The sequence below is a fragment of the Sulfitobacter sp. L-8 genome (assembly GCF_056859255.1).
On sequence record NZ_JBSXOD010000053.1, the window covers coordinates 233853 to 256857 of the forward strand.

Sequence of the window (23005 nt, forward strand, 5' to 3'; positions counted from 1 at the left end):
TTTAGGAGATTTCGAATGACCAAGTATGATGACGCCTGGGTAGCCCGCGCAGAAGCCAAGCGGGCTTATATGGCGGAAAATGGTCTGTACGCCGAAGAGGAAGAGCATTCGTCCTGCGGTGTTGGCCTTGTGGTGAACATCGACGGTTCAAGAAGCCGGGATGTCGTGGATAACGGCATCAAGGCGTTGAAAGCAATTTGGCACCGCGGCGCGGTAGACGCAGACGGAAAAACCGGCGATGGTGCCGGCATCCACGTGCAGATCCCGGTGAACTTCTTTTATGATCAGGTGCGTCGCACCGGTCATAGCCCGCGCCAGAATGAATTGATCGCGGTCGGACAGGTATTCCTGCCCCGCACCAACTTTGCCGCGCAGGAAACCTGCCGTACCATTGTCGAAACCGAAGTGTTGCGCATGGGGTACTATATCTACGGCTGGCGCCACGTCCCGGTGGATATTTCGGTTCTGGGTGAAAAGGCGAACGCCACCCGTCCCGAGATCGAACAGATCCTGATTTCGAACGCCAAGGGCGTTGACGAAGAAACCTTTGAACGCGAGCTTTACGTCATTCGTCGCCGCATTGAAAAGGCCGCGCTGGCCGCGCAGGTACCGACGCTCTACATCGCGTCGATGTCGTGCCGGTCGATCATCTACAAAGGTATGATGCTGGCCCAGGACGTAGCCAACTTTTACCCGGATCTTTTGGACGAACGCTTTGAATCCGCGTTTGCGATCTATCACCAGCGCTACTCGACCAACACGTTCCCGCAGTGGTGGTTGGCGCAGCCGTTCCGCATGTTGGCCCATAACGGTGAGATCAACACACTTAAGGGCAACCTGAACTGGATGAAATCCCACGAGATCCGGATGGCATCGGGTACTTTTGGCGACATGGCCGATGACATCAAGCCGATCGTCGCCGCCGGTTCGTCCGACTCGGCCGCGCTGGATGCGGTGTTCGAAGTGTTGGTGCGTGCCGGTCGCAATGCGCCCATGGCGAAAACCATGCTGGTGCCCGAAAGCTGGTCCAAGCAAGCAGTCGAGCTGCCCGAGGCATGGCGCGACATGTATTCCTACTGCAACTCGGTGATGGAACCGTGGGACGGCCCCGCCGCCCTTGCCATGACAGACGGTCGCTGGGTATGCGCTGGTCTGGACCGTAATGGCCTGCGGCCTATGCGCTATGTGGTTACAGGCGACGGCATGCTTATCGCCGGTTCCGAAGCAGGGATGGTACCGCAAGACGAAGCGAACGTCGTGCGCAAAGGCGCGCTTGGCCCCGGGCAGTTGCTGGCCGTGGACATCGAAGAAGGCAAGATGTTCGGCGATACCGAGATCAAGGACAAGCTGGCCGCGTCCCGCCCGTTCGGTGAATGGGTCGGCAAGATCAATGAACTGGATGAAGCGCTCAGCGACATTGAAGAAAAACCGCTTTTCAGTGGTAACGATCTGCGCCGGCGTCAGGTCGCTGCGGGGTATACCGTCGAAGACCTGGAGCAGATTTTGGCCCCCATGGCCGAAGACGGCAAGGAACCCTTGGCGTCGATGGGCGACGACACCCCGTCGGCGGTGTTGTCGAACCAGTATCGCCCGCTGAGCCATTTTTTCCGCCAGAACTTCAGTCAGGTTACCAACCCCCCGATCGACAGCCTGCGCGAATTCCGCGTGATGAGCCTAAAAACACGTTTTGGCAACCTGAAGAACGTTTTGGACGAATCCAGTGCCCAAACCGAGATTCTGGTGCTGGACAGCCCGTTTCTTGCGAATGCGCAATTCGACCAGTTGATGGATGTTTTCAATGCGGATTCGGTGACCATCGACTGTACCTTTGCCCCGGGTGGTACCAACCTGAGCGAAAGCCTGCGCCGTATTCGTGAAGAGGCCGAAGATGCCGTTCGATCGGGTGCCGGGCATATCGTGCTGACCGACCAGTTTTCCGGGGACGGCCGCGTGGCCATGCCGATGATTCTGGCGACCTCGGCGGTGCATAGCCAACTGACACGCAAGGGCCTGCGGACCTTTACCTCGCTGAACGTACGGTCGGCCGAATGTGTCGACCCTCATTACTTTGCCGTTCTGATTGGCTGCGGTGCGACGGTCGTGAACGCCTATCTCGCCGAAGATTCATTGGCAGACCGTATCGAACGCGGTTTGCTTGATGTAAACCTGACCACAGCGATGGCCCGCTACCGGGAAGCGATTGACCAAGGTCTTCTCAAGATCATGGCGAAAATGGGTATCAGCGTGATTTCGTCTTATCGCGGTGGTTTGAACTTCGAGGCCGTGGGGCTGAGCCGTGCCATGTGTGCTGAATACTTCCCCGGCATGACCAGCCGGATCAGCGGCATCGGCATTACCGGTATTCAGCGCAAGGCTGAAGCGGTTCATGATCGCGGCTGGAAGGGTGATGGTACCGTGTTGCCCATCGGTGGTTTCTACAAAGCCCGCCATTCCGGCGAAACACACGCTTGGGAAGCGTCTTCGATGCACATGCTGCAAATGGCGTGCAACAAGGCGTCGTATCAGATGTGGAAGCAATACAGCGCCAAGATGCAGAGCAATCCGCCGATCCATTTGCGCGATTTGCTGGATATCAAGCCGCTCGGCGCACCTGTCCCGCTTGAGGAAGTCGAATCCATTACCTCAATCCGCAAGCGTTTCGTGACGCCGGGCATGTCGCTTGGGGCCTTGTCGCCCGAGGCGCACAAGACCCTGAACGTCGCGATGAACCGTATTGGGGCCAAGTCGGATTCCGGCGAGGGTGGCGAAGATCCGGCGCATTTTCTGCCTGAATCAAACGGGGATAACCCGTCGGCCAAGATCAAGCAGGTTGCTTCGGGTCGTTTCGGTGTCACTGCCGAATATCTGAACCAGTGCGAAGAACTTGAGATCAAGGTCGCCCAAGGGGCCAAGCCCGGCGAGGGTGGCCAGCTGCCCGGTATGAAGGTCACCGACCTGATCGCCCGTCTGCGCCATTCGACCAAGGGGGTAACGCTGATCTCTCCCCCGCCGCACCACGATATCTATTCCATCGAAGATCTGGCGCAACTGATCTATGACCTCAAGCAGATCAACCCGCGTTGCAAGGTCACCGTGAAGCTGGTGGCGTCCTCGGGCGTTGGCACGATTGCGGCGGGTGTGGCGAAGGCCAAGGCGGATATCATCCTGATCTCGGGCCACAACGGTGGTACCGGCGCGTCGCCCGCGACCTCGATCAAATATGCAGGGCTTCCGTGGGAAATGGGGCTGACCGAAGCGCATCAGGTTCTGTCGATGAACAACCTGCGTGACCGCGTGACCCTGCGGACCGACGGCGGGCTGCGCACGGGCCGCGATATCGTGATGGCCGCGATGATGGGGGCCGAGGAATACGGCATCGGCACTGCGGCGCTGATCGCTATGGGCTGTATCATGGTGCGTCAGTGCCAGTCGAACACCTGCCCCGTCGGCGTCTGTACCCAAGACGAAGCGCTGCGGGGCAAGTTTACCGGCAACGCGGATAAGGTCGTGAACCTCATCACGTTCTATGCAACCGAAGTGCGCGAATTGCTCGCCTCTATCGGGGCGCGTAGTCTGGATGACGTGATTGGCCGTGCCGATCTGCTGGCGCAGGTCAGCCGTGGGTCTGCCCACCTTGACGATCTGGATCTCAACCCGCTGTTGATCACCGTCGATGGTGCGGCCGAAATCGTCTATGACCGCAACAAACCGCGCAACGCTGTGTTGGACACGCTGGATTCCGAGATCGTGCGCGACGCCGCGCGTTTCCTGGAGGAAGGCGAAAAAATGCAGCTGAGCTATGCAGTGCAGAATACGCACCGCACGGTCGGCACCAGGGTTTCCAGCCATATCATTAGCCGCTTTGGCATGAATAACCAGCTTCAGCCTGATCACCTGACGGTCAAGTTGACTGGTTCGGCCGGGCAGTCATTGGGCGCGTTTGCGGCACCGGGACTAAAGCTGGAAGTGTCTGGCGACGCAAATGATTATGTCGGCAAGGGCCTGTCGGGCGGTACCATTGTGGTGCGTCCTCCGATGGCCAGCACGATCGTGGCATCCGAAAACACGATTATCGGTAACACGGTTCTGTATGGTGCCACCAAGGGACACCTGTTTGCGGCAGGCCGCGCAGGAGAGCGCTTTGCCGTGCGCAATTCCGGGGCTCATGTGGTGATTGAGGGCTGCGGCAGCAACGGCTGTGAATACATGACCGGCGGTGTTGCGGTTATCCTTGGTGATATCGGTGCAAACTTTGGTGCCGGGATGACCGGCGGCATGGCGTATCTGTACGACCCACAAGGCAAGGCAGATAAAATGCTCAACCGTGAAACGCTGGTGACATGCCCGGTTACTGTCGACCACTGGACCGATCAGCTCAAAGGGCTAATCGAACGGCACCTGGCAGAGACCGGCAGCAGAAAGGCCGAGGATATTCTTCAGCATTGGGAGATCGAAAAAGACAACTTCTTGCAGATCTGTCCGAAAGAAATGCTGGTCCATATCCCGGCTCCGCTTAGCCATGAACAAAAAGCTATTCCTGCCGAATAATTCCGGGAACAGCACCAGGGTGCCGGTCAAGTTCCGGCACCCTTTTGACCGATCGGTCGGCTGAAAATGATCTTTACCGCAATGGTTCGTGCCCTATAGTCAGGGAATGACAAAGATTATTGCGCTGCGCACCCGCCTTTTCTTGATGCTGTTTGCCGGGCTGGTGCTGACCGCCTGCACCGACGCGGCGCCGAAGAACGGGGGCGATATTTTGGTCCTCGGCGATTCTGTCATGGCTTGGAATGGCTCTGACGACCAGTCTATCGGTGATGTAATAGGAAAGGTCCTGAATCGCCAAGTCGTCGATAAATCTGTTCCCGGCGCGAAATTCAGCAATGACAGCCCGTTGTTTTCCGCAATCGGGTTTGACATCCGCCAGCAATATCCAGGCGGTAGGTGGAACTGGGTGGTAATGGACGGCGGGGCGAATGACCTTGGCTTCAACGACTGCAAATGCGGGGCCTGCACACCTGTTGTCGACCGGTTGATTGCTCCTGATGCGCACAGCGGTGATATCCCGACATTTATCGAAGGGCTACGCCGGACCGGGGCGCAGGTGCTATGGATGGGCTATTATGCCGGCAACGGAAAAGGGTCATTCGAAGGCTGCCGCGACGATCTGGTGTTGATGGAGCGCCGCATCGCCCGCTATGCGGCCCACACTTCCGGTGTCACGTTTCTTGACGCGGAAAACGTCATCGACCGAACGGACCCCACGATGTTTGCAAGCGACAATACCCATCCCTCGGCCAAAGCCTCGAACCTTATCGGGACCTATTTGGCAAAAGCGATCTCAGCCCGAGACAACCGTTCACATTGACCGCTCCGGACGCTAAGAGGGGGCCATGGCAAAGCGCGCATCACCCAAGAAGAAAAAGGCCCCTCCCGTCCAGCGGCGCAGCATCAAACGCCGAGCGATTGGTGGTTTGATCAAAGGCTTAATCGCGGTTGCTGGCCTGCTTCTGGCCGTGATCTTGCTGTTTACCATGCTCAACCCGCCCACAACCCCGTACATGTTCAGTGAAAGTCGCAGGTTGGGTGGCGTGAATCAGCAGTGGGTAGCGCTTGAAGACATCGCCCCTGTGGTGGCGAGGTCTGTGGTCGCGGCGGAAGACGCCAATTTTTGCGAACACTGGGGCTTTGACTTGGCGGCGATTAAGAAGGCGATCGCCGAAGGGTCCAACCGGGGCGCTTCGACACTAAGCCAGCAAGTGGTCAAGAACGTCTATCTTTGGCAGGGTCGCACGTGGGTACGAAAGGCGCTCGAGGCGGCTCTCACGCCGGTGGTCGAAGCAATCTGGTCCAAGCGTCGGATCATCGAGGTGTATTTGAACGTTGTCGAGTTCGGTGAAGGCGTATTCGGAATAGACGCCGCTGCTCGGCATTACTTTGGTGCGATCCCCGCGGAATTGACTGATACGCAGGCGGCGCGACTGGCCGCGATCCTGCCGTCGCCCAAAACACGGTCAGCATCGCGCCCCTCTGCTTCGGTGCGACGTCGCAGCGCACAGATACGCGATGGGGCGGCAACAATCAGCAAGGATGGCCGGGCCTCCTGTTTCGAGAGTTGAAAATCCCACCCAACACGGGCATGAGGGTTGTGTATTTCTTTTCAGTACCGGAACCCGTTTATGGCGCGCTTGTATCATGTCCCCCTATCGCCTTTTTGCCGTAAGGTGCGGCTAAGCCTCGCAGAAAAAAAGATCGAGGTAGAGCGTGTAGAGGAGCGTTATTGGGAACAGGACCCGGATTTCATGCGTCGCAACCCTGCGGGTAAAGTACCGGTTTTGCAACTTGACGGGTTTATAATGTCCGAAAGTGCAGCCATCTGTGAATACATCGAAGAGACACGTCCCGAACCTGCGTTGATGCCATCCGACCCGGTGCAGCGCCTGGAAGTGCGCCGCTTGGTAAGCTGGTTTGACGACAAGTTTCACGATGAGGTGACTTCAAAGTTGCTGTACGAACGGGTCAACAAGAAGGTGATGAAACAAGGCTTCCCCGACAGCAGAAACGTAAAGGACGGGGCCAAGGCGATTAAGTATCACATTGATTACATGGCCTGGCTACTGGACCACCGGCGCTGGTTGGCTGGTGATGTCATGACACTGGCAGATTTCGCGGCCGCGGCGCATCTGTCATCGCTGGATTACATATCGGACGTAGACTGGAACCGGTCTGATGTGGTCAAGGATTGGTACGCCAAAATCAAGTCACGCCCGGCTTTCCGGTCGCTGCTGGCTGATCAGGTTCCGGGCTTCCCTCCTCCGAAACACTACAATGACCTTGATTTTTGATCTAGTCGCGGGTGGTTCTGCTTGAACAACACCTTGGATACGGCCGGTCTAAAGGACCGTTTGGTTTCCCAGGCGTCAATCGAGGGGTTTGTGTCCTGCCGTGTGTGCAGGCCTTGGGATGTGCCGGATGTGCCAGCACGGCTCGCGGCGTTCGTTGACGCCGGATATCATGGACAAATGGAGTGGATGGCGGACCGTATGGCCTGGCGTGGCGACCCTGCTGTGCTTTGGCCCGAAGCGAAATCGGTTATCATGCTGGCTGAAAGCTATACGCCGCTCTATGATCCGACATCAGTCCTGGACGAAACGGAAAATGCGGCGGTTTCTGTTTACGCTCAGGGTCGGGATTATCACGACATCGTAAAAAAGCGCCTTAAGCGGTTGGCGCGGTGGTTGATCGAACAACAACCATGCGAGGTAAAAGTCTTTGTCGATACCGCGCCCGTACCCGAAAAAGCATTGGGGCAGGCGGCAGGTCTGGGCTGGCAGGGCAAGCACACCAATCTGGTAAGTCGCGACTGGGGCAACTGGGCGTTTCTGGGTGCTATCTTTACAACCTTGGATCTGGACGTGGACGGTGCGGAAAAAGACCACTGCGGCAGCTGCCGTTCCTGTCTCGCAGCCTGTCCGACAGATGCGTTTCCGGCCCCTTACAGGCTGGATGCGCGGCGTTGCATATCGTATCTGACCATCGAACACAGTGGCCCCGTGGACCCTGAGCTGCGATCCAAACTGGGCAACCGTATCTATGGGTGCGACGATTGTCTCGCGGCGTGCCCATGGAACAAATTTGCGGTACAGGCCAGCGACATGCGCTATCACGGTGGCGTGGGGTCGCCCCCCCTGGCCGAGCTTGCAACCTTGGATGACGCCGCTTTTCGAGCCCGGTTCAGCGGCTCTCCGATCAAGAGGATCGGGCGCAACCGGTTCATCCGCAATGTGCTTTACGCTATCGGAAATTCTGGCCAAGCTGACCTGGTACCGACGGCGCAGGGTCTGGTCGGTGATCCGGACCCCACGATTGTCGAAGCGGCACAATGGGCCATCGAACAATTGGCCGGAAAATGACGTAAACGGGCTGGACCGATTCTGTTTATTCTCTAAACCAGCAGAAAGCTGAGCGAGGAAAAGTCGATGGCGTACCTGCTGGGAGTTGATACGGGCGGCACCTATACAGATGCCGTATTGATCCGTGACGAAACCGTCGTCGTTGGGGCAGCCAAGGCGTTGACCACGCGGGCCGATCTGGCGATTGGCGTAGGAAATGCCGTGCGTTCCGTCTTGGCCCGGGCCGGCATCGAAGCGGCGCAGGTTTCGCTGGCGTCACTGTCGACCACGCTGGCAACCAATGCGCTGGTAGAGGGACAAGGAGGTCGCATTGGGCTGATTTATATCGGTTTCAAGGAACGTGATTTGCAAACCCATGGTCTGGCCGACGCGCTGAAGGGTGACCCGTGCCTGTTGTTGGACGGGGGCCATAACCATGACGGTAGCGAAGCGCAGCCATTGGACGAGCCGCGGCTGACAACCTTTCTTGAGACCCATAAATCTGAGGTCAGCGGCTTTGCGATTGCCAGCCATTTTGCCACTCGTAACCCGACGCATGAACTGCGGGCCGCTGAATTGGTCACGCAGATCACCGGCCGCCCGGTGTCTGCGTCACACCAGCTATCTGCCAAGTTGAATGGCCCCAAGCGGGCGCTGACTGCGGTGCTGAATGCGCGCCTGATCGGAATGATAGACCGCTTGATCGGGCGCGCTCAAGAAATACTGGTTGAAATTGGTGTGACAGCCCCGCTCATGGTAGTTCGCGGTGATGGTGCGTTGATATCAGCATCGCAGGCCCGCGAACGCCCGATAGAAACTATCCTGAGCGGACCTGCGGCATCAATCGTGGGTGCACGTTGGTTGACCGGGGCCGATCATGCTCTGGTCAGCGATATCGGCGGCACCACCACGGATGTGGCCCTTCTGCGCGATGGCCGCCCCACGATTGACCCGGCAGGTGCGCAGGTGGGTATCTATCGTACCATGGTCGAAGCGGTTGCGATGCGCACCACTGGCTTGGGGGGCGACAGTGAAGTACATTTTCGGACAGAAGGTCTGCAAGGTGGCGTCACATTGGGGCCAAAGCGCTTGCTGCCGGTTTCTCTGGTCGCCGTTGACGATCCTGAGGTTGTTCACCAGGCACTTGACGCACAGCTTCGCAACGCAACGCCGGGGGAATTTGACGGGCGGTTTGTGCGCGCGGTGCCAGGACAAACGCACGAAGGTATCGGCCCGCGTGAAATAGCGCTGCTGGATCGGATCGGCGATAGTCTGCACCCTCTGGACAAGATCCTGCGCGCCCGAATAGAGACCGGTGCATTGAAACGTCTGGTGGAAAGAGGACTGGTCCAGGTCGCAGGTGTGACGCCTTCCGACGCAAGCCATGCGCTGGGCCGTCTGGATGCATGGGATGCGATGGCTTCGGTCAAGGCGCTCCGGTTGCTGGGGCGCAGAAGAACAGGAGCCGGAGAAATGCTGGCACCGGATCCTGACAAGATGGCGCAGATCATTATTGATCAGCTAACGCAACAGACCGCATTGGCCCTGTTGGAAACCGCATTCGCTGAGGAAACGCCCGCCTTTGACGGCAGCCCCGATGTCCTGGCCCGGCACATCCTGTTACAACGTGGCCTGGGGCACCATCGCGGTTTGCTGAAGATTGACGCGGCTTTGAACCTGCCGGTGATAGGGTTGGGGGCATCTGCTGCGGCATATTATCCAGCAGTCGGAACGGCGGTAGGGGCAAAGATGATTTTGCCTGAACATGCCGGGGTGGCTAACGCAATCGGGGCTGTCGTGGGGCGCGTCACCATGCGCGAAAGTGGGACGGTCACCTCGCCCGCCGAAGGTAAATTTCGTGTTCACCTTGTTGGGGGCCCCCAGGATTTCTCGGACCAGAACAGTGCGCTGGCATTGCTGGAGCAAGCGTTGCGCACCAAGGCCCACGCTGACGCAGCGGCGGCCGGAGCAGCCGATATTCAAGTGACCGCACAAAGAGACATCCGCACGGCCGGCGTGGAAAATCGCGAAGTCTTTGTCGAGGCAATCGTGACCGTAGAAGCGACGGGCAGGCCAAGGGTCGCTGTCGGTTGAAATTTTGCCAGCCTATATACAATGGTCGTCGAAGCCGGCGAGGGGCTGTTAATAAAGATTAATTTTTAGAAAATTGACATAATCTGAACACAATAGACTTCTATCTTAGCGGGTGTTCATGGCCTCGGTCGTGCGACATGGTTAGATAACGAGTTGTTTTGTTTAGATAGGAATGGCGATAAAGGCCACAAAGCTCCGAATGGAGTGGTACGCATCGTCTTTCTTTGGCGGCAATGAGAGATTGTTTGCCTGCGATTGATAAAAAAGGCGGGATAATACCCGCCTTTTTCTTATTCTGCCGCGGCGCGTTTGGGCAACACCCAGTCGGGACGCGGATAATGGCAGGTATACCCGTTCGGGATACGCTCGAGGTAATCCTGATGCTCCGGTTCTGCTTCCCAGAAATCAGAGACGGGCTCGACCTCGGTAACCACTCTGCCGGGCCATATACCCGAAGCTTCGACATCCGCGATTGTATCAAGTGCCACAGTTTTCTGGTCTTCGTTTTCGTAATAGATGGCGGATCTATAACTTAGCCCACGGTCATTGCCTTGCCGATTCAACGTTGTGGGATCGTGAATCTGGAAGAAAAGCTCCAGTAAATCCCGATAGCTAAGTACGTCGTCTTTGAATATCACCTCAATTGCTTCCGCATGGCTACCATGATTGCGATAGGTCGCGTTCGGTACATCGCCACCGGAATAGCCAACCCGCGTGGAGACAACTCCGTCCCGTTTGCGGATCAGATCCTGCATCCCCCAAAAACATCCACCAGCCAAGACTGCGCGTTGCGTGCTCATGACACATCCTCCACTTGATTTAGATAATCGCCGTACCCTTCGGCTTCCATCGCATCGCGAGGAACGAAGCGCAGTGACGCTGAGTTGATGCAATAGCGCAGCCCGCCGCGATCGGCGGGGCCATCCGGAAACACATGGCCCAAATGACTGTCACCATTGGTACTACGGACTTCGGTGCGCACCATGCCAAGACTGCTGTCGCGCAGTTCCGACACATATGCGGGTTCGATCGGTTTGGTAAAACTCGGCCAGCCGCATCCGGAATCGTATTTGTCAGACGACGCAAACAGCGGCTCTCCGGAAACGATATCAACGTAAATTCCCGGTTCCTTGTTGCCAAGCAATTTGCCCGTGCCCGGGCGTTCGGTTCCGTTTCGCTGGGTGACCCGAAACTCTTCGGGTGACAGGGCGTCGATGGCAGCTTGGGTTTTTTCATAGGTCGGCATGGAAGTCTCCTTTGAGTCTTGATGTATAAGATGGGGGGAGATTTGGATTTTCAAAGGATTTATGTGCGCGTCGCAAATTTGTGTGAAGCAGTGCCGTGCTGTCCAAAGTTTACTTCGCTGCCAAATGCATCGGCGACGACCTGGCTTTCATGCTGTACGCTGACGTGATATTTGAACCGCCAGGATACCGATGGCGATGATCGCGACACCGATGGCGTCCTGAAGCCCAAGCGGTTCACCCAACAATACCCACGCGATTGCCACACCGAAGAAGGGATTGAGAAAGTGAAACGTCGCCGCCCGCGTCGCGCCAATTCGGTTGACCAGCCAGAACCAGACCACAGTCGCAAGCAATCCCGGAACCAGACAGGTATAGGCAAAAGCCGCGGCCAATGGCCAACTCGGATTGATATAAGGTGTCTCGAAGGCTAGCATGGCCAGGGTCAGTGCCACGCATCCCACAAGCATTTGCAACCCGACGACCATCAGGAAATTCCCGCCCGAAGTCGCACCCCGCACCAGCAAGGTCGCGGCCGAAAGTGCCACCACCCCGATGCCGCATAGCAACAGGCCGGTCAAATCAACGCCACCGCTGATCCGCGCACTCATGATGACGATCACGCCGATAACACCCGCGACCAGGCCACCCATACCAAGGGGCCTTAGCTTTTCCCCTAGAATTAACCAGGTGGCCAGCCCGACCAGCAGCGGCATTGTAGAGGCGATGATCGCAGCGAGTGACGCCTGAACAGTCTGCATCGCAATAAAATTCAGGCCCAGATACACCGCGTTCTGCAAGATTCCAAAGATTATGGTCGCGCGCCATTGCGCCGGTGTGAGCCGCCAAGATTGCCCCAAGGCCAAGGCGATGCCGACCCCCAGCAACCCCGATATAAGATACCGGGCCGACAAAGCCATCAGCGGCGATGCATCCGCAACAATGATCCGCGCAGAGCTAAAGGCAGACGACCACATGAATGCAAACGCGAGGCCCCCAAGAATTGCGCGTATGTCCATGCTGAGCCCCTGAGGTTGATATCTTGCGAACCCTTTCGCAGATGCGGGATGAGGGCAAGCACGTTTAAAGCAAAGCAGCCCTGCCTAAAACGCAAAGGGCCGCCCCTAGGGCGACCCTTTGTCAAAGCCTGTATCCAGGTTTATTCGTTAACGCTGTCTTTCAGCGCTTTCGCGATGGTCATCTTCACAACCTTGTCCGCGTCTTTTTTGAACTGTTCGCCGGTGGCGGGGTTGCGCACCATACGTTCAGGGCGTTCACGGCAATAGATTTTACCGATGCCGGGAAGCGTCACCGCTCCTCCGCCAGATACTTCTTTTGTGATCAATGCGCAGATTGCGTCGAGCGCATTTCCTGCCGCTTTCTTGTCTTCGCCCATTTCCTCAGCCAAAGCCGCGACGAGCTGGGTTTTTGTCATTGGTTTAGTTGCCATCTTTTTTTCTCCTTCGTCCGCCCGGATTAGGGCCTCACGGGCAGAATGTAACGGTATGTAGTGGACGAACACAACGAATAGGTGGCGATAAACAGTGAAAACATGCGTTTTTCTGCGATTTTGAGCCTTTATAGAAAGGCTGTTTCGTCAAATGAGCGTAATTTCCGACTGTGAAGCCTCTCCAAAGGCATATCGCGTAATTGCTCCATCGCCCGAATTCCGATCATCAGATGGCGCGCAACCTGTGTTTTATAGAATTCCGAAGCCATTCCGGGGAGCTTCAGTTCGCCGTGCAGGGGTTTGTCAGAGACACATAAAAGCGTGCCATAGGGCACACGAAACCGATAGCCGTTCGCGGCGATTGTAGCGCTTTCCATATCCAATGCCACTGCGCGTGACTGCGACAGACGCTGCACCGGGCCGGATTGGTCGCGAAGTTCCCAGTTGCGGTTGTCGATGGTTGCGACCGTGCCGGTTCGCATGATCCGCTTCAATTCATACCCTTCCAGTTGGGTCACCTGTTCAACGGCGTCTTCCAGAGCAATCTGGATTTCGGCCAATGCGGGAATGGGGACCCACACCGGCAGGTCATCATCCAATACGTGATCTTCGCGCAGGTACCCGTGCGCCAGCACGAAATCGCCAAGCGCCTGAGTGTTGCGCAGCCCGGCGCAATGTCCGACCATAAGCCAAGCATGAGGGCGCAGCACCGCGATATGGTCAGTGGCTGTCTTCGCGTTCGAGGGGCCGACACCGATATTGACAAGGGTTATTCCCAGGCCATTCGCGCGCTTTAGGTGATAGGTCGGCATTTGCGGGGTTTTTACCGAGGACGGGAGGGCTGCGTCGCCGTCGGTGATCTCGAAGTTGCCGGTGGATACAAACGAAGTATAGCCGCTTTCGGGGTCGCGCAGCATGGCGCGGGCGTATTCCTCGAACTCGGTGACATAGAATTGATAGTTGGTGAATAGAACATGGCTCTGGAAATGTTCCGGATCGGTCGCGGTATAATGTGCAAGACGTGCCAGAGAGTAATCGACCCGCTGCGCGGTAAACGGGGCCAGCGGGCGCACACCATCCAGAGGCAGACAGGTGCCGTTCACGATGTCATCGTTCGTTGTGCTCAGATCGGGTACATCAAATACATCGCGCAGGGTGAATTCCGCAGCACCTTCCTGCGGTATGGTTACGCTGTCGTCATGGCTGACTGCGAAATGCACCGGGATGGGCGTATCAGAAACTGTGATGGTGACGGGTTGGCCATGATTTTCAATCAGCAGGCCGATCTGTTGGGTCAGGTAATTCCTGAACAATTCCGGTCGCGTGATCGTCGCGGCAAAGGTCCCGGGCGAAGACACATGACCGAAGGACAATCGCGAATCCACCTGCGCATAGCTGGAGGTGGTGAAGCGGATTTCAGGATAAAACGCCCTGATCCGCATTGCCGGCGCGGCGTTGTCCATTGCCTTTTGAAAGTGCGCCGTCAGAAAGCCGGTCGCCTGGGAATAAAGGTCGATCAACCGTTCCACGGCCGCTTTTGCATCTGTGAATTGTTCTGCTGGCCGGGTATCGGGCGTCAATATCTTGTTCATGAAACAGGCTCTAACAAAGGAATGAATTCAAAGCTACGCACATCCACCAAGCCAAGGTCCGAGATGCGCAATTCGGGAATGACGACAAGCGCCAGCAGCGAATGCTGCATATAGGCGTTGTTCAACGTACATCCGCAATCTCGCATGGCCTGCATCATCGCTTGTGTCTTGGCGGCAACCTCGGCGGCGGGTCTGTCCGACATCAGACCGCCAATCGGCAGTTCGACCATCGCCAGCTCGGCACCGTCTTTGAAGATCGTGATGCCGCCTCCGACTTCTCCCAATCGGTTTGCGGCCAGCGCCATGTGTTGGTTGTCGGTCCCGACCACGATCATGTGATGGCTGTCATGCGCCACGGTTGACGCCATTGCCATAGGCCCGTCGTAGCCGAACCCCGACACCAATGCATTCACGACGGTGCCGGTCCCGCGGTGCCTTTCCACCAGAGCGATCTGGCAGACATCGCCGGTCGGTTGGACGCGCCCGTCGGTGACCGGCAGTTCAAACTTCAGTGCACGGGTCGGGGCCTGATTTTCCACGACACCAATCACATTGGCAGTTACGGCATTGGCACCGGCCGGAGCGTAAATTCGAAAGTCGTCGCCAGTCAGCGATTTGCCCATGTTTACGGTCTGACGCGCGTGTTGCGGCCAATCATAGTGCGGGCAATCGACCAGGCAGGCACCATTTTCGGCCACGATCCGGCCACGGGCAATCACGGTCTCGATCGGTAACGATTTCAGATCAGAGGTAAGGATCACATCGGCGCGACGGCCCGGCGTCAGCGAGCCGATGTCGCGTTCCAATCCGAAATGGGTTGCAGTGTTGATCGTTGCCATTTGCAAAGCGATCAGCGGGTCACATCCGCAGTCGATGGCATGACGCACGACGCGGTTCATATGCCCGTCATTCACCAGAGTGCCAGAATGGCAATCATCGGTGCACAGGATCATGTTGCGCGGGTCCAATCCCTTTTCGGTGATCGCGGTAATCTGCGTTTTCACGTCATACCATGCCGATCCCAAACGGATCATCGACCGCATCCCCTGCCGCATGCGGGCGATCGCATCGGCCTCGCAGGTACCTTCGTGGTCATCGGCAGGACCACCCGCGACATAGGCCGCGAAAGCCGGCCCTAGATCAGGCGATGCGTAATGCCCGCCAACCGTCTTGCCTGCCCGCTGCGTCGCCGCGATTTCGGCCAGCATCTTGGGATCGCCGGCGGTCACACCGGGAAAGTTCATCATTTCGCCCAGACCGATGATACCGGGCCATGCCATCGCCTCGGCGACGTCGTCGGCGGTAATTTCAAATCCGGTTGTTTCCAGCCCGGGTGCCGACGGGGCACAGGACGGCATTTGGGTGAAAATATTGATCGGCTGCAACAACGCTTCGTCGTGCATCATGCGTACGCCTTCAAGACCAAGCACATTGGCGATCTCATGCGGGTCGATGAACATCGACGTCGTACCATGAGCGATGACCGCGCGGGCAAATTCGGCAGGGGTCAGCATGCCGCTTTCGATATGCATATGCCCGTCACACAAACCCGGGATCATGTAGCGCCCCTTGGCATCTATCATCTGCGTCGTCTCGCCCTTGCAGTGGCTGGCATCGGGTCCGACAAACGCGATGCGCCCTGCGACGATAGCGATGTCATGATCAGGCAGGGTTTCGCGGGTATGGACGTTTACCCAGATGCCGCCGGTAATGATTGTATCGGCGACCGCGCGACCGGCGGCCACTGAAACCAGTTGAGCCGCAACATCGGGCCACGAAGGGAAGGATTGCTGTTTCATGCCTGACGTTGACACGAAGATTGCATGAGGTTCAAGGTGATGCGACCCCAGGGGGCACGGCAAACCCGCGACAAAGAAGGAAACCGAAGATGGCCATTACACAAATCCGCCAAAACATGGACCACTGGCAAGAGCGGGTCGATCTGGCCGCTGCGTTTCGCTGGACAGCGCGACTGGACATGCACGAGGGTGTCGCGAACCATTTCAGCCTGGCGATCAATGATGATGGAACCCGGTTCCTGATGAACCCAAATCAGGTCCATTTTTCGCGGATCAAGGCAAGCGATCTCATCGAAGTCGACGCCAATGACCCCGAAACGCTTGCCGGGCCTGACGCCCCCGACCCGACAGCTTGGGGGTTGCATGGCGGGGTCCACCGCGCTTGCGCTCATGCCCGGTGCGTGATGCACGTTCATTCGATCCACGCGACGGTGTTGGCTTGTTTGCAAGACAGCCGACTGCCGCCGATTGACCAGAATTGCTGCACGTTTTTTAATCGGGTAGTGATCGATGAAAACTATGGCGGGTTGGCCTTCGAGGACGAAGGTACCCGGTGTGCCGCGCTGTTAAGCGACCCCAGGCAAAAGGTTATGGTGATGGGCAGCCACGGTGTGCTGGTGATCGGCAACAGCGTGGCTGATACCTTCAACAGGCTTTATTATTTTGAACGTGCCGCCGAGACTTACATCCGGGCGCTGCAAACAGGCATGCCGCTGCGCCGCATACCTGACGATATTGCCGAAAAAACCGCGCGCGAGCTTGAAAATTACCCCGAACAGGATGCACGGCATCTGGCTGAATTAAAAGCGATCCTTGATGCAGAAGGGGCCAATTACGCGCATTGATCCAATCCTTTCCCGAATAGGGTAGCACCCTGGCCAGCGGTGCGTCTGGTTAAACTAGCATTTGCATTCCAAACCGGTCTGGCACTAATTCGCTGCATGGCATCACAAGACGGGCAGTTTCGATGAAAATCATGTTTGTTCACCAGAATATGCCCGGCCAATATCGCGAATTGGTACAGTGGCTGGCCGCTACAGGTGACCACGAGATTTATTTTTTGACCCAACGCAAGGCCGCGCCCAGTTTCAAAGGGGTGCAGACCCGAGTTTACGAGCCGCATCACAAACCCGCTGATAACGCCTATGGCCTGTCGAAAAACTGGGAGGAATCGACGGGAAATGCTCTGGGAGCGGTCCGGGCTGCCCGACAGATCGAAAAGACCGAACGGTTCAAGCCTGACATCGTCATCGGCCACGTCGGCTGGGGAGAGCTGACTTTCTTCAAGGAGATATGGAAAGACGTCCCGATCATTGGGCTTTTCGAGTATTACTATAGCGCGACCGGCGGCCCGGTCGGGTTTGATCCGGCGGAACCGGTATCGGAGAATACGCCGTTCCTGCTGCATGCGCGCAATGCCGTTCCCTTGGCAAACATTGAAACCGTGGACATGGGCCTGAGCCCGACATTTTGGCAGCGCGACCGGTTTCCGCAAAGCTTCCATCGAAAGCTCTACGTGTGCCACGACGGTATCCGTACTGATCAATTAAGACCAAACCCCCTGGTGCGGTTGAAACTGGGCCGTCTGAAGCACGATCTGACACGATCCGATGAAATCGTCACCTTTGTTTCCCGCAATCTGGAGCGGACACGCGGGTTTCACATCTTCATGCGGGCGCTTCCGCGTATACTGAAAGAACGGCCCGACGCACGCGTATTGATCGTTGGGGGAAATGACACGTCCTATGGGGGGAAAAGCAAACATCCCGGCGGACTTCGTGCTGAAATGGAAGCCGAGGTCGGAAAGGATGTCGATTGGACCCGTGTCCATTTTCTGGGCAAGCTACCCTATGACGACTATCAAAAGGTCATACAGATCAGCCGCTGTCACTTGTATCTGACAATGCCGTTCGTGCTGTCGTGGTCGTTACTGGAAGCTATGGCGATGGAGGCGACGATTGTTGCATCCGACGTCGCCCCGGTCCGCGAGGCAATCACCCATGGCAAAACCGGTCTGCTTGTCGACTTCTTCAATCCGGACGCCTTCGCCGACCAAGTGATTGACGTGTTGCAAAATCCCGATAAATACCAGCGACTGGGACCAGAGGCGCGCAAACATGTCGTACGGAACTATGATTTTCTGACCAAATGTCTGCCCGAGCACATTGCCCAGATCAATGCGCTGGTCCCGGCCGACAAGCAGATCAGCTTGCCTTGAGACGGGAAAGGTGAGCGACGATGGATGAAATGAATAAAACGCTTCTTTCTATCGGTCATGGGTACAGTGCCCAAGCCTTGGCCAGACGCCTGTTGCCGCAGGGTTGGCGGATCATCGGTACAACGCGCAGCGCCGATAAGACGCATGAAATCGCGGCTTCCGGGGTTGAACCTCTGATTTGGCCGGGCACTGACCTTGAGCCGCTCCTTGACCAGTTACCCAACGTTCTGGTTTCAGCCGGACCGGGGGCCGAGGGCGACCCGGTGCTTAATGCCTGCGAAACAGCAATGACACGTATGGCACCGGGGCTGCGGTGGGTCGGATATCTGTCCACGACCGGTGTCTACGGCAACCACGACGGTGGATGGGTGGACGAGAATACAGCTTTGACGCCTGCCACCAGACGCGGTGCCGCGCGCATGCAGGCCGAAAGTCGTTGGCGGGCCATCCCCGAAATGCCGCTTCATATCTTTCGATTGGCTGGCATCTACGGCCCCGGACGCGGACCGTTTACCAAGGTAAAAGAAGGAACTGCCCGCCGCATCATCAAGAAAGATCAGGTGTTTTCCCGTATCCACGTCGACGATATTGCCCAAGCGCTGACGTTATCGCTGCATCACCCTACACCCGGCGGAATCTACAACCTGTGCGATGATGATCCCGCGCCGCCACAGGATGTGATCGCCTATGCCGCTGCGCTTTTGGGTGTGCCGGCACCTCCGGAGGTCAATATTGAAGACGCGGATATGTCGCCGATGGCACGCAGTTTCTATGCCGAAAGCAAGAAGGTGCGGAACGACCGGATCAAAAAGGCGTTGGGGTGGATGCCGCTTTATCCAAGTTACCGATCTGGGTTGGCCGCTATACTTGAGGGCTACGGCTGACTGTTTTTCGGGGGGAGGTGGGAAATGAAACAGTGTGATGAACGCAGTTTGACCCACCTTTTGGATGGGATGGAGCATGCCGCCCGCCATGATACCGTGTCGGTGAAAGACGTACTGGACGAATTCGGAGAGCGGTCTGTATTGCCATTTATCCTGGTGGCGTCGCTATTGCTGGTCTCGCCGCTGTCAGGGCTGTTCGGCGTCACCACGCTTATAGCAATGGTGATCATTGTGCTGTCTGCCCAAGCGCTATGGGGCCGCAGACGGCTTTGGCTTCCCGGTTTTATCTTGCGCCGTCGGGTGAAGTCATCGCGGCTTTTGCTTGGCATCCGCTGGCTGCGCGCACCAAGCAAGTTTTTTGACCGTCACTCCGGACGACGCTTGCTGATCCTTGTTACCGGTCCAATGCGGTCAATCACGCTTCTGACGTGCATGGTCTTGCCCACCGCGTGGCCGATGCTGGAATTCGTACCGTTCGCTTCGTCGTTTGGCGGAGGGACGGTCGCATTGTTTTCATTTGGCCTGTTCACGCGTGACGGCCTGTATGTGCTGTTGGGCTATCTGACGATCTTGGTCACATCAGTGGTATTCTATGCGATCCTTTTCTGATCATCCAAGGTAATCACGTAGCTCTTGAGGTGGATTATCCATCAAGGTTTTGGCCGGTTGCGGCTTCGCGGCCACCCCGTTCGCGACAAAGATTACCTCGTCCGCGATGCGGCGCACGTCATCTGGTGCGTGGGTGACCATGATCAACGTCGCTTTGGTTTCGGTGATCAGTTCGGCGACAAGATCCAGCATTTCATTTCGCAAGGCAGGGCCCAAGGCGGCAAAAGGTTCATCCAGCAACACAAACGGGCGGGCCTGCACCAGAACCCGGGCAAGCGCGGCACGGCTTTGCTGGCCACCGGAAAGCGCACCCGGCTTGCGCTGTGCAAACGCAGATAAGCCGACACGAGATAAAGCGTCAAGAACCCTGTCTTTTTCGTCAATCGACAGGCGAAGGTCTGGGCGCAGGCCAAGCCCCACATTCTGCTGGATGCTCAAGTGCGGAAAAAGGTTGTTGTCCTGAAAAAGCATCGTCATGGGCCGGTCACCGGGGGCAAACGTCGTGATGTCGGTGTCCTGCCAGAGTAGCCTGCCCGTGCTGAGGGGGATAAATCCGCAAAGCGCGGACAGAAGGGTGGACTTGCCCGCGCCGGACGGGCCGATAACCGCGTATTTTCTTGTCTGTTCAATCGACAGATCGGCACGCAGCGTAAAGGTGTCTTGAGCGATTTCTGCTTCTTCAAGCCTGAGCATGCCAACGTCCCCCCTTATCGAAAACCCAGAAGATACCCAAGGAAAGGGCCAGCAAAATCAGGGCCGCACCCGCGGCGGCGTCCATTCGATATGCCCCCATAAGCCGATACATTTGCAGCGGCAACGTGGCGGTATCGGGCGAAGCGAACAAAGCGATGACCCCGAGGTCACCCATAGACAGCGCTCCCGTCAGGCCTGCGGCAAACCCTATTTGCGGGCGTAGTCGTGGCAATATCACCCATCGCCACAACGACCAGCCGCCCATCCCCAATGTCTGGGTCAGGCGTCCGTAAACCTGTACGGTATCGCGCATCGGCGGGACGATGATACGCAGCACGAAAGGCAAAGCCATGAACGCATTTACCAGTGCAGTGACCGGCAAGGCCAGCGCAAAGGGATCGACCACCGGGTTGATCAAGATAAACCAACCCGTGCCGATGGTAAGCGGCGACGCGGCGAGCCCCAGCAGCCCCACTGCCTCTGACCCGCCCCGTGGTCGTGTGGCGATCCAACCCGCCATCGGAAGCGCGATCACCAAAAGCACCACAATGCTGAACAGAGCCACGATAATGGACACGCCCGCGGCATGCCAAACCGCCAACGGCGTTTTGGCTAACCCGGCCACGCCGCGGGTGACCACCGCGACAAGCGGGAGCAACAAAAACGCGGTCGTAAGACCGATGAACAAGACATCCAGCACTTGTTGCACGCCAACTTGCCCATCCCACCGGTGCAACGATCGGTCAAACCCGCCACCGATGCTGATGGTCGGAATGATCCAAAGTGCCGCGGCAGCCGTGCCGCCCGCAATGCCTAGCTGCACCAATGACAGCAGGGCCGCGCGGCTCAGGTCGAAATCAAATCGGAAAGCCTGATAGATCGCCAATTCGACAGTCGTGGCGCGAGGGCCGCCGCCCAAGGTCAGGGCAACCGCAAAGCTGGTCAGACAAATCACAAATACAAGCGCTGCGGTACCGGGCAAAATCTGACGCAGCAGCGGTACTTCGATACTGCGAAAAACCGCATAGGGGGTCAGGTTCATTTGGGCGGCAAGGCGGAATCGTTCGGCTGGTACGGTCTGCCACGCTTGCAGCAAAAGACGGGTGGCGAGCGGCAGGTTAAAGAAAACATGCGCCAGAACGACGCCGTGCAGGCCATATATCGACACTGGTTCCAACCCGACCTGTGCCAGGCCCGCGTTCAACCACCCCGCTCTGCCAAACACCGCAATCAGCCCCAGGACCGCAACAATCACAGGTAAGATGAACGGAGCGCCAAGCAACGTGACCAACAAACCGCGACCGCGAAAGCGCCGCCGCGCCAGCGCGCGTGCAACCGGGACCGCCAGCAGGGTGGAAACCACGGCGGATATCACTGCCTGGAGGATGGTAAAGCGGATCGCAGACCAATCGGCAGGGCCAAGACCGCTCGTGAATTCGGCGCGCCCCAACACGGCCAGTAGCGCGGTCAAGATCAGCGCCGCCACCGTCACGGCGGCGCTGATCCCTGGCTTGGTGCTTATTGAGACAGGGCGGAAAGCCATTCGGCCAGCGCCTCATCGCGCAGGGCTGGCACGGCGTCATTTGGCACCAACAGCGCCTTTTCTGGTTCGACCAACTGGTCAAAACCTTCCGGCAGGCCCGCTGCCGGAGCTACCGCCGGATACATCCAATTGGTTGTTGGCAGCACCGATTGCGCGGCGTCCGAGACCATAAATTGCATGAATTTGTCAGCCAGCTCCGGTTGATCGGTTGCCGCAAGCTTTCCTGCCACCTCTATCTGCATGTAGTGGCCCTCGTCGAAAATCGCAGCGGCCTTGGTTTCGTCCTTTTCGGCAATGAGATGATAGGCGGGTGACGTGGTATAGCTCAGTACCATATCGGCCTCGCCCTCAAGAAACAGGCCATACGCTTCGGACCAGCCTTTGGTCACCGTCACGATATTATCCGCCAGCCCTTCCCAGATCGCCGGGGCTTCGTCACCGTACGCGTCCTTGACCCACATCAACAAGCCCAGACCGGGGGTGGAGGAACGCGGATCCTGAATTACGATCTTTAGGTCGCTGTCGGCAAGCTCGCGGAAATTCTTGGGCGCGGTGAGCTTTTTGTCGTGGACAAAGGCGAAGTACCCCCAGTCATAGGGCACGAACGTATCGTCGGCCCATGTGACGGGCAAATCGTAATCGGCAGTGACCTTGGCCGGAGCAAACAGCCCGGTATCCTTTGCCGCGGCGACCAGACTGGTATCCAGGCCAAGCACCACGTCGGCGTCAGATCGCGCACCTTCGAGCTTGAGCCGGGCCAGAAGCGCCGCACCGTCACCCATTCCAACGAATTTCAGATCACAGTCACATTCGGCCTCGAAGGCCGCTTCGATAACCGGGCCTGGGCCCCAGTCGGCAACGAAGCTATCATAGGTATAGACCACCAACTGTGGCGGCTCTGCCAAGGCAGAGGTCGCAAGCAGGTTGGCGGCAGCAAGTGTAAGATACTTCATGGTATCCTCCATTTTGCGGCGTCAGAAAGTGTTG

Annotated in this window: 19 protein-coding genes; 10 read left to right on the top strand and 9 right to left on the bottom strand. The window is 57.5% G+C overall.

What is annotated here, in order from left to right; translation table 11 throughout:
* The first annotated feature begins 15 nt into the window (after window positions 1-15).
* The 6 genes from gltB to AC13DE_RS14470 all read left to right on the top strand — a co-directional run bounded on the left by gltB (window position 16) and on the right by AC13DE_RS14470 (window position 9986).
* The gene (gene gltB / locus AC13DE_RS14445; protein WP_483048228.1) at window positions 16-4548 is read left to right on the top strand and encodes a glutamate synthase large subunit; all 4533 of its coding nucleotides are present in this window, start codon (window positions 16-18) and stop codon (window positions 4546-4548) included.
* A gap of 106 nt (window positions 4549-4654) precedes the next feature.
* Window positions 4655-5368 (top strand): SGNH/GDSL hydrolase family protein, encoded by a 714-nt coding sequence (locus AC13DE_RS14450; RefSeq protein ID WP_446296046.1) that lies wholly within the window; start codon window positions 4655-4657, stop codon window positions 5366-5368.
* Between the two features lie 25 nt (window positions 5369-5393).
* Window positions 5394-6119 carry a monofunctional biosynthetic peptidoglycan transglycosylase gene (mtgA, locus tag AC13DE_RS14455; protein WP_483048229.1) on the top strand — a complete coding sequence of 242 codons (726 nt, stop codon included), beginning with the start codon at window positions 5394-5396 and terminating at the stop codon, window positions 6117-6119.
* 60 nt (window positions 6120-6179) lie between these two features.
* Complete coding sequence (fzlA, locus tag AC13DE_RS14460) at window positions 6180-6845, top strand: FtsZ-binding protein FzlA (protein ID WP_446296048.1); 666 nt, start codon at window positions 6180-6182, stop codon at window positions 6843-6845.
* A 21-nt stretch (window positions 6846-6866) separates the two neighbouring features.
* Window positions 6867-7913 (top strand): tRNA epoxyqueuosine(34) reductase QueG, encoded by a 1047-nt coding sequence (gene queG, locus AC13DE_RS14465; RefSeq protein WP_483048230.1) that lies wholly within the window; start codon window positions 6867-6869, stop codon window positions 7911-7913.
* 66 nt (window positions 7914-7979) lie between these two features.
* Window positions 7980-9986: a hydantoinase/oxoprolinase N-terminal domain-containing protein gene (locus tag AC13DE_RS14470; protein WP_483048231.1), complete on the top strand. Its 2007-nt coding sequence runs from the start codon at window positions 7980-7982 to the stop codon at window positions 9984-9986.
* Window positions 9987-10276: 290 nt separating this feature from the next.
* Here AC13DE_RS14470 and msrA read toward each other — a convergent pair whose 3' ends face one another.
* The 6 genes from msrA to ade form a co-directional block, all read right to left on the bottom strand.
* Entirely contained in the window at window positions 10277-10786 is a 510-nt protein-coding gene (gene msrA / locus AC13DE_RS14475; RefSeq protein ID WP_483048232.1) for a peptide-methionine (S)-S-oxide reductase MsrA, read from the bottom strand.
* A complete protein-coding gene (gene msrB, locus AC13DE_RS14480; protein ID WP_446296054.1) occupies window positions 10783-11232 on the bottom strand; it encodes a peptide-methionine (R)-S-oxide reductase MsrB in 450 nt (149 codons plus the stop codon). Before msrB ends, msrA begins: the two co-directional genes overlap by 4 nt.
* Window positions 11233-11379: 147 nt before the next feature.
* Window positions 11380-12249, bottom strand: coding sequence for a DMT family transporter (locus tag AC13DE_RS14485; protein WP_446296056.1), 870 nt, complete (start codon window positions 12247-12249; stop codon window positions 11380-11382).
* Between the two features lie 140 nt (window positions 12250-12389).
* Window positions 12390-12680 carry an HU family DNA-binding protein gene (locus AC13DE_RS14490; RefSeq protein WP_446296057.1) on the bottom strand — a complete coding sequence of 97 codons (291 nt, stop codon included), beginning with the start codon at window positions 12678-12680 and terminating at the stop codon, window positions 12390-12392.
* Window positions 12681-12808: 128 nt separating this feature from the next.
* Window positions 12809-14272, bottom strand: a complete 1464-nt coding sequence (locus tag AC13DE_RS14495) for an AMP nucleosidase (RefSeq protein ID WP_483048233.1) — start codon at window positions 14270-14272, stop codon at window positions 12809-12811.
* A complete protein-coding gene (gene ade, locus AC13DE_RS14500; RefSeq protein WP_483048234.1) occupies window positions 14269-16071 on the bottom strand; it encodes an adenine deaminase in 1803 nt (600 codons plus the stop codon). Before ade ends, AC13DE_RS14495 begins: the two co-directional genes overlap by 4 nt.
* 89 nt (window positions 16072-16160) lie before the next feature.
* On the opposite strand from ade, the gene AC13DE_RS14505 reads away from it, so the two are divergent.
* From AC13DE_RS14505 to AC13DE_RS14520, 4 genes are all read left to right on the top strand, one after another.
* Entirely contained in the window at window positions 16161-16916 is a 756-nt protein-coding gene (locus tag AC13DE_RS14505; RefSeq protein ID WP_446296061.1) for a class II aldolase and adducin N-terminal domain-containing protein, read from the top strand.
* Window positions 16917-17038: 122 nt separating this feature from the next.
* A complete protein-coding gene (locus tag AC13DE_RS14510; protein WP_483048235.1) occupies window positions 17039-18289 on the top strand; it encodes a glycosyltransferase family 4 protein in 1251 nt (416 codons plus the stop codon).
* A 29-nt stretch (window positions 18290-18318) separates the two neighbouring features.
* Complete coding sequence (locus tag AC13DE_RS14515; protein ID WP_483048438.1) at window positions 18319-19173, top strand: SDR family oxidoreductase; 855 nt, start codon at window positions 18319-18321, stop codon at window positions 19171-19173.
* Between the two features lie 24 nt (window positions 19174-19197).
* On the top strand, window positions 19198-19782 hold the full coding sequence (locus AC13DE_RS14520; RefSeq protein ID WP_446312753.1) for an exopolysaccharide biosynthesis protein: 585 nt from the start codon (window positions 19198-19200) through the stop codon (window positions 19780-19782).
* Here AC13DE_RS14520 and AC13DE_RS14525 read toward each other — a convergent pair whose 3' ends face one another.
* The 3 genes from AC13DE_RS14525 to thiB are packed head-to-tail and all read right to left on the bottom strand — an operon-like array spanning window position 19783 to window position 22971.
* The gene (locus tag AC13DE_RS14525) at window positions 19783-20475 is read right to left on the bottom strand and encodes a thiamine ABC transporter ATP-binding protein (protein WP_483048236.1); all 693 of its coding nucleotides are present in this window, start codon (window positions 20473-20475) and stop codon (window positions 19783-19785) included.
* Entirely contained in the window at window positions 20462-22018 is a 1557-nt protein-coding gene (locus AC13DE_RS14530) for a thiamine/thiamine pyrophosphate ABC transporter permease ThiP (RefSeq protein WP_483048237.1), read from the bottom strand. The genes AC13DE_RS14525 and AC13DE_RS14530 overlap by 14 nt, the downstream gene beginning before the upstream one ends.
* The gene (gene thiB, locus AC13DE_RS14535) at window positions 21994-22971 is read right to left on the bottom strand and encodes a thiamine ABC transporter substrate binding subunit (RefSeq protein ID WP_483048238.1); all 978 of its coding nucleotides are present in this window, start codon (window positions 22969-22971) and stop codon (window positions 21994-21996) included. Before thiB ends, AC13DE_RS14530 begins: the two co-directional genes overlap by 25 nt.
* Window positions 22972-23005: the final 34 nt, after the last annotated feature.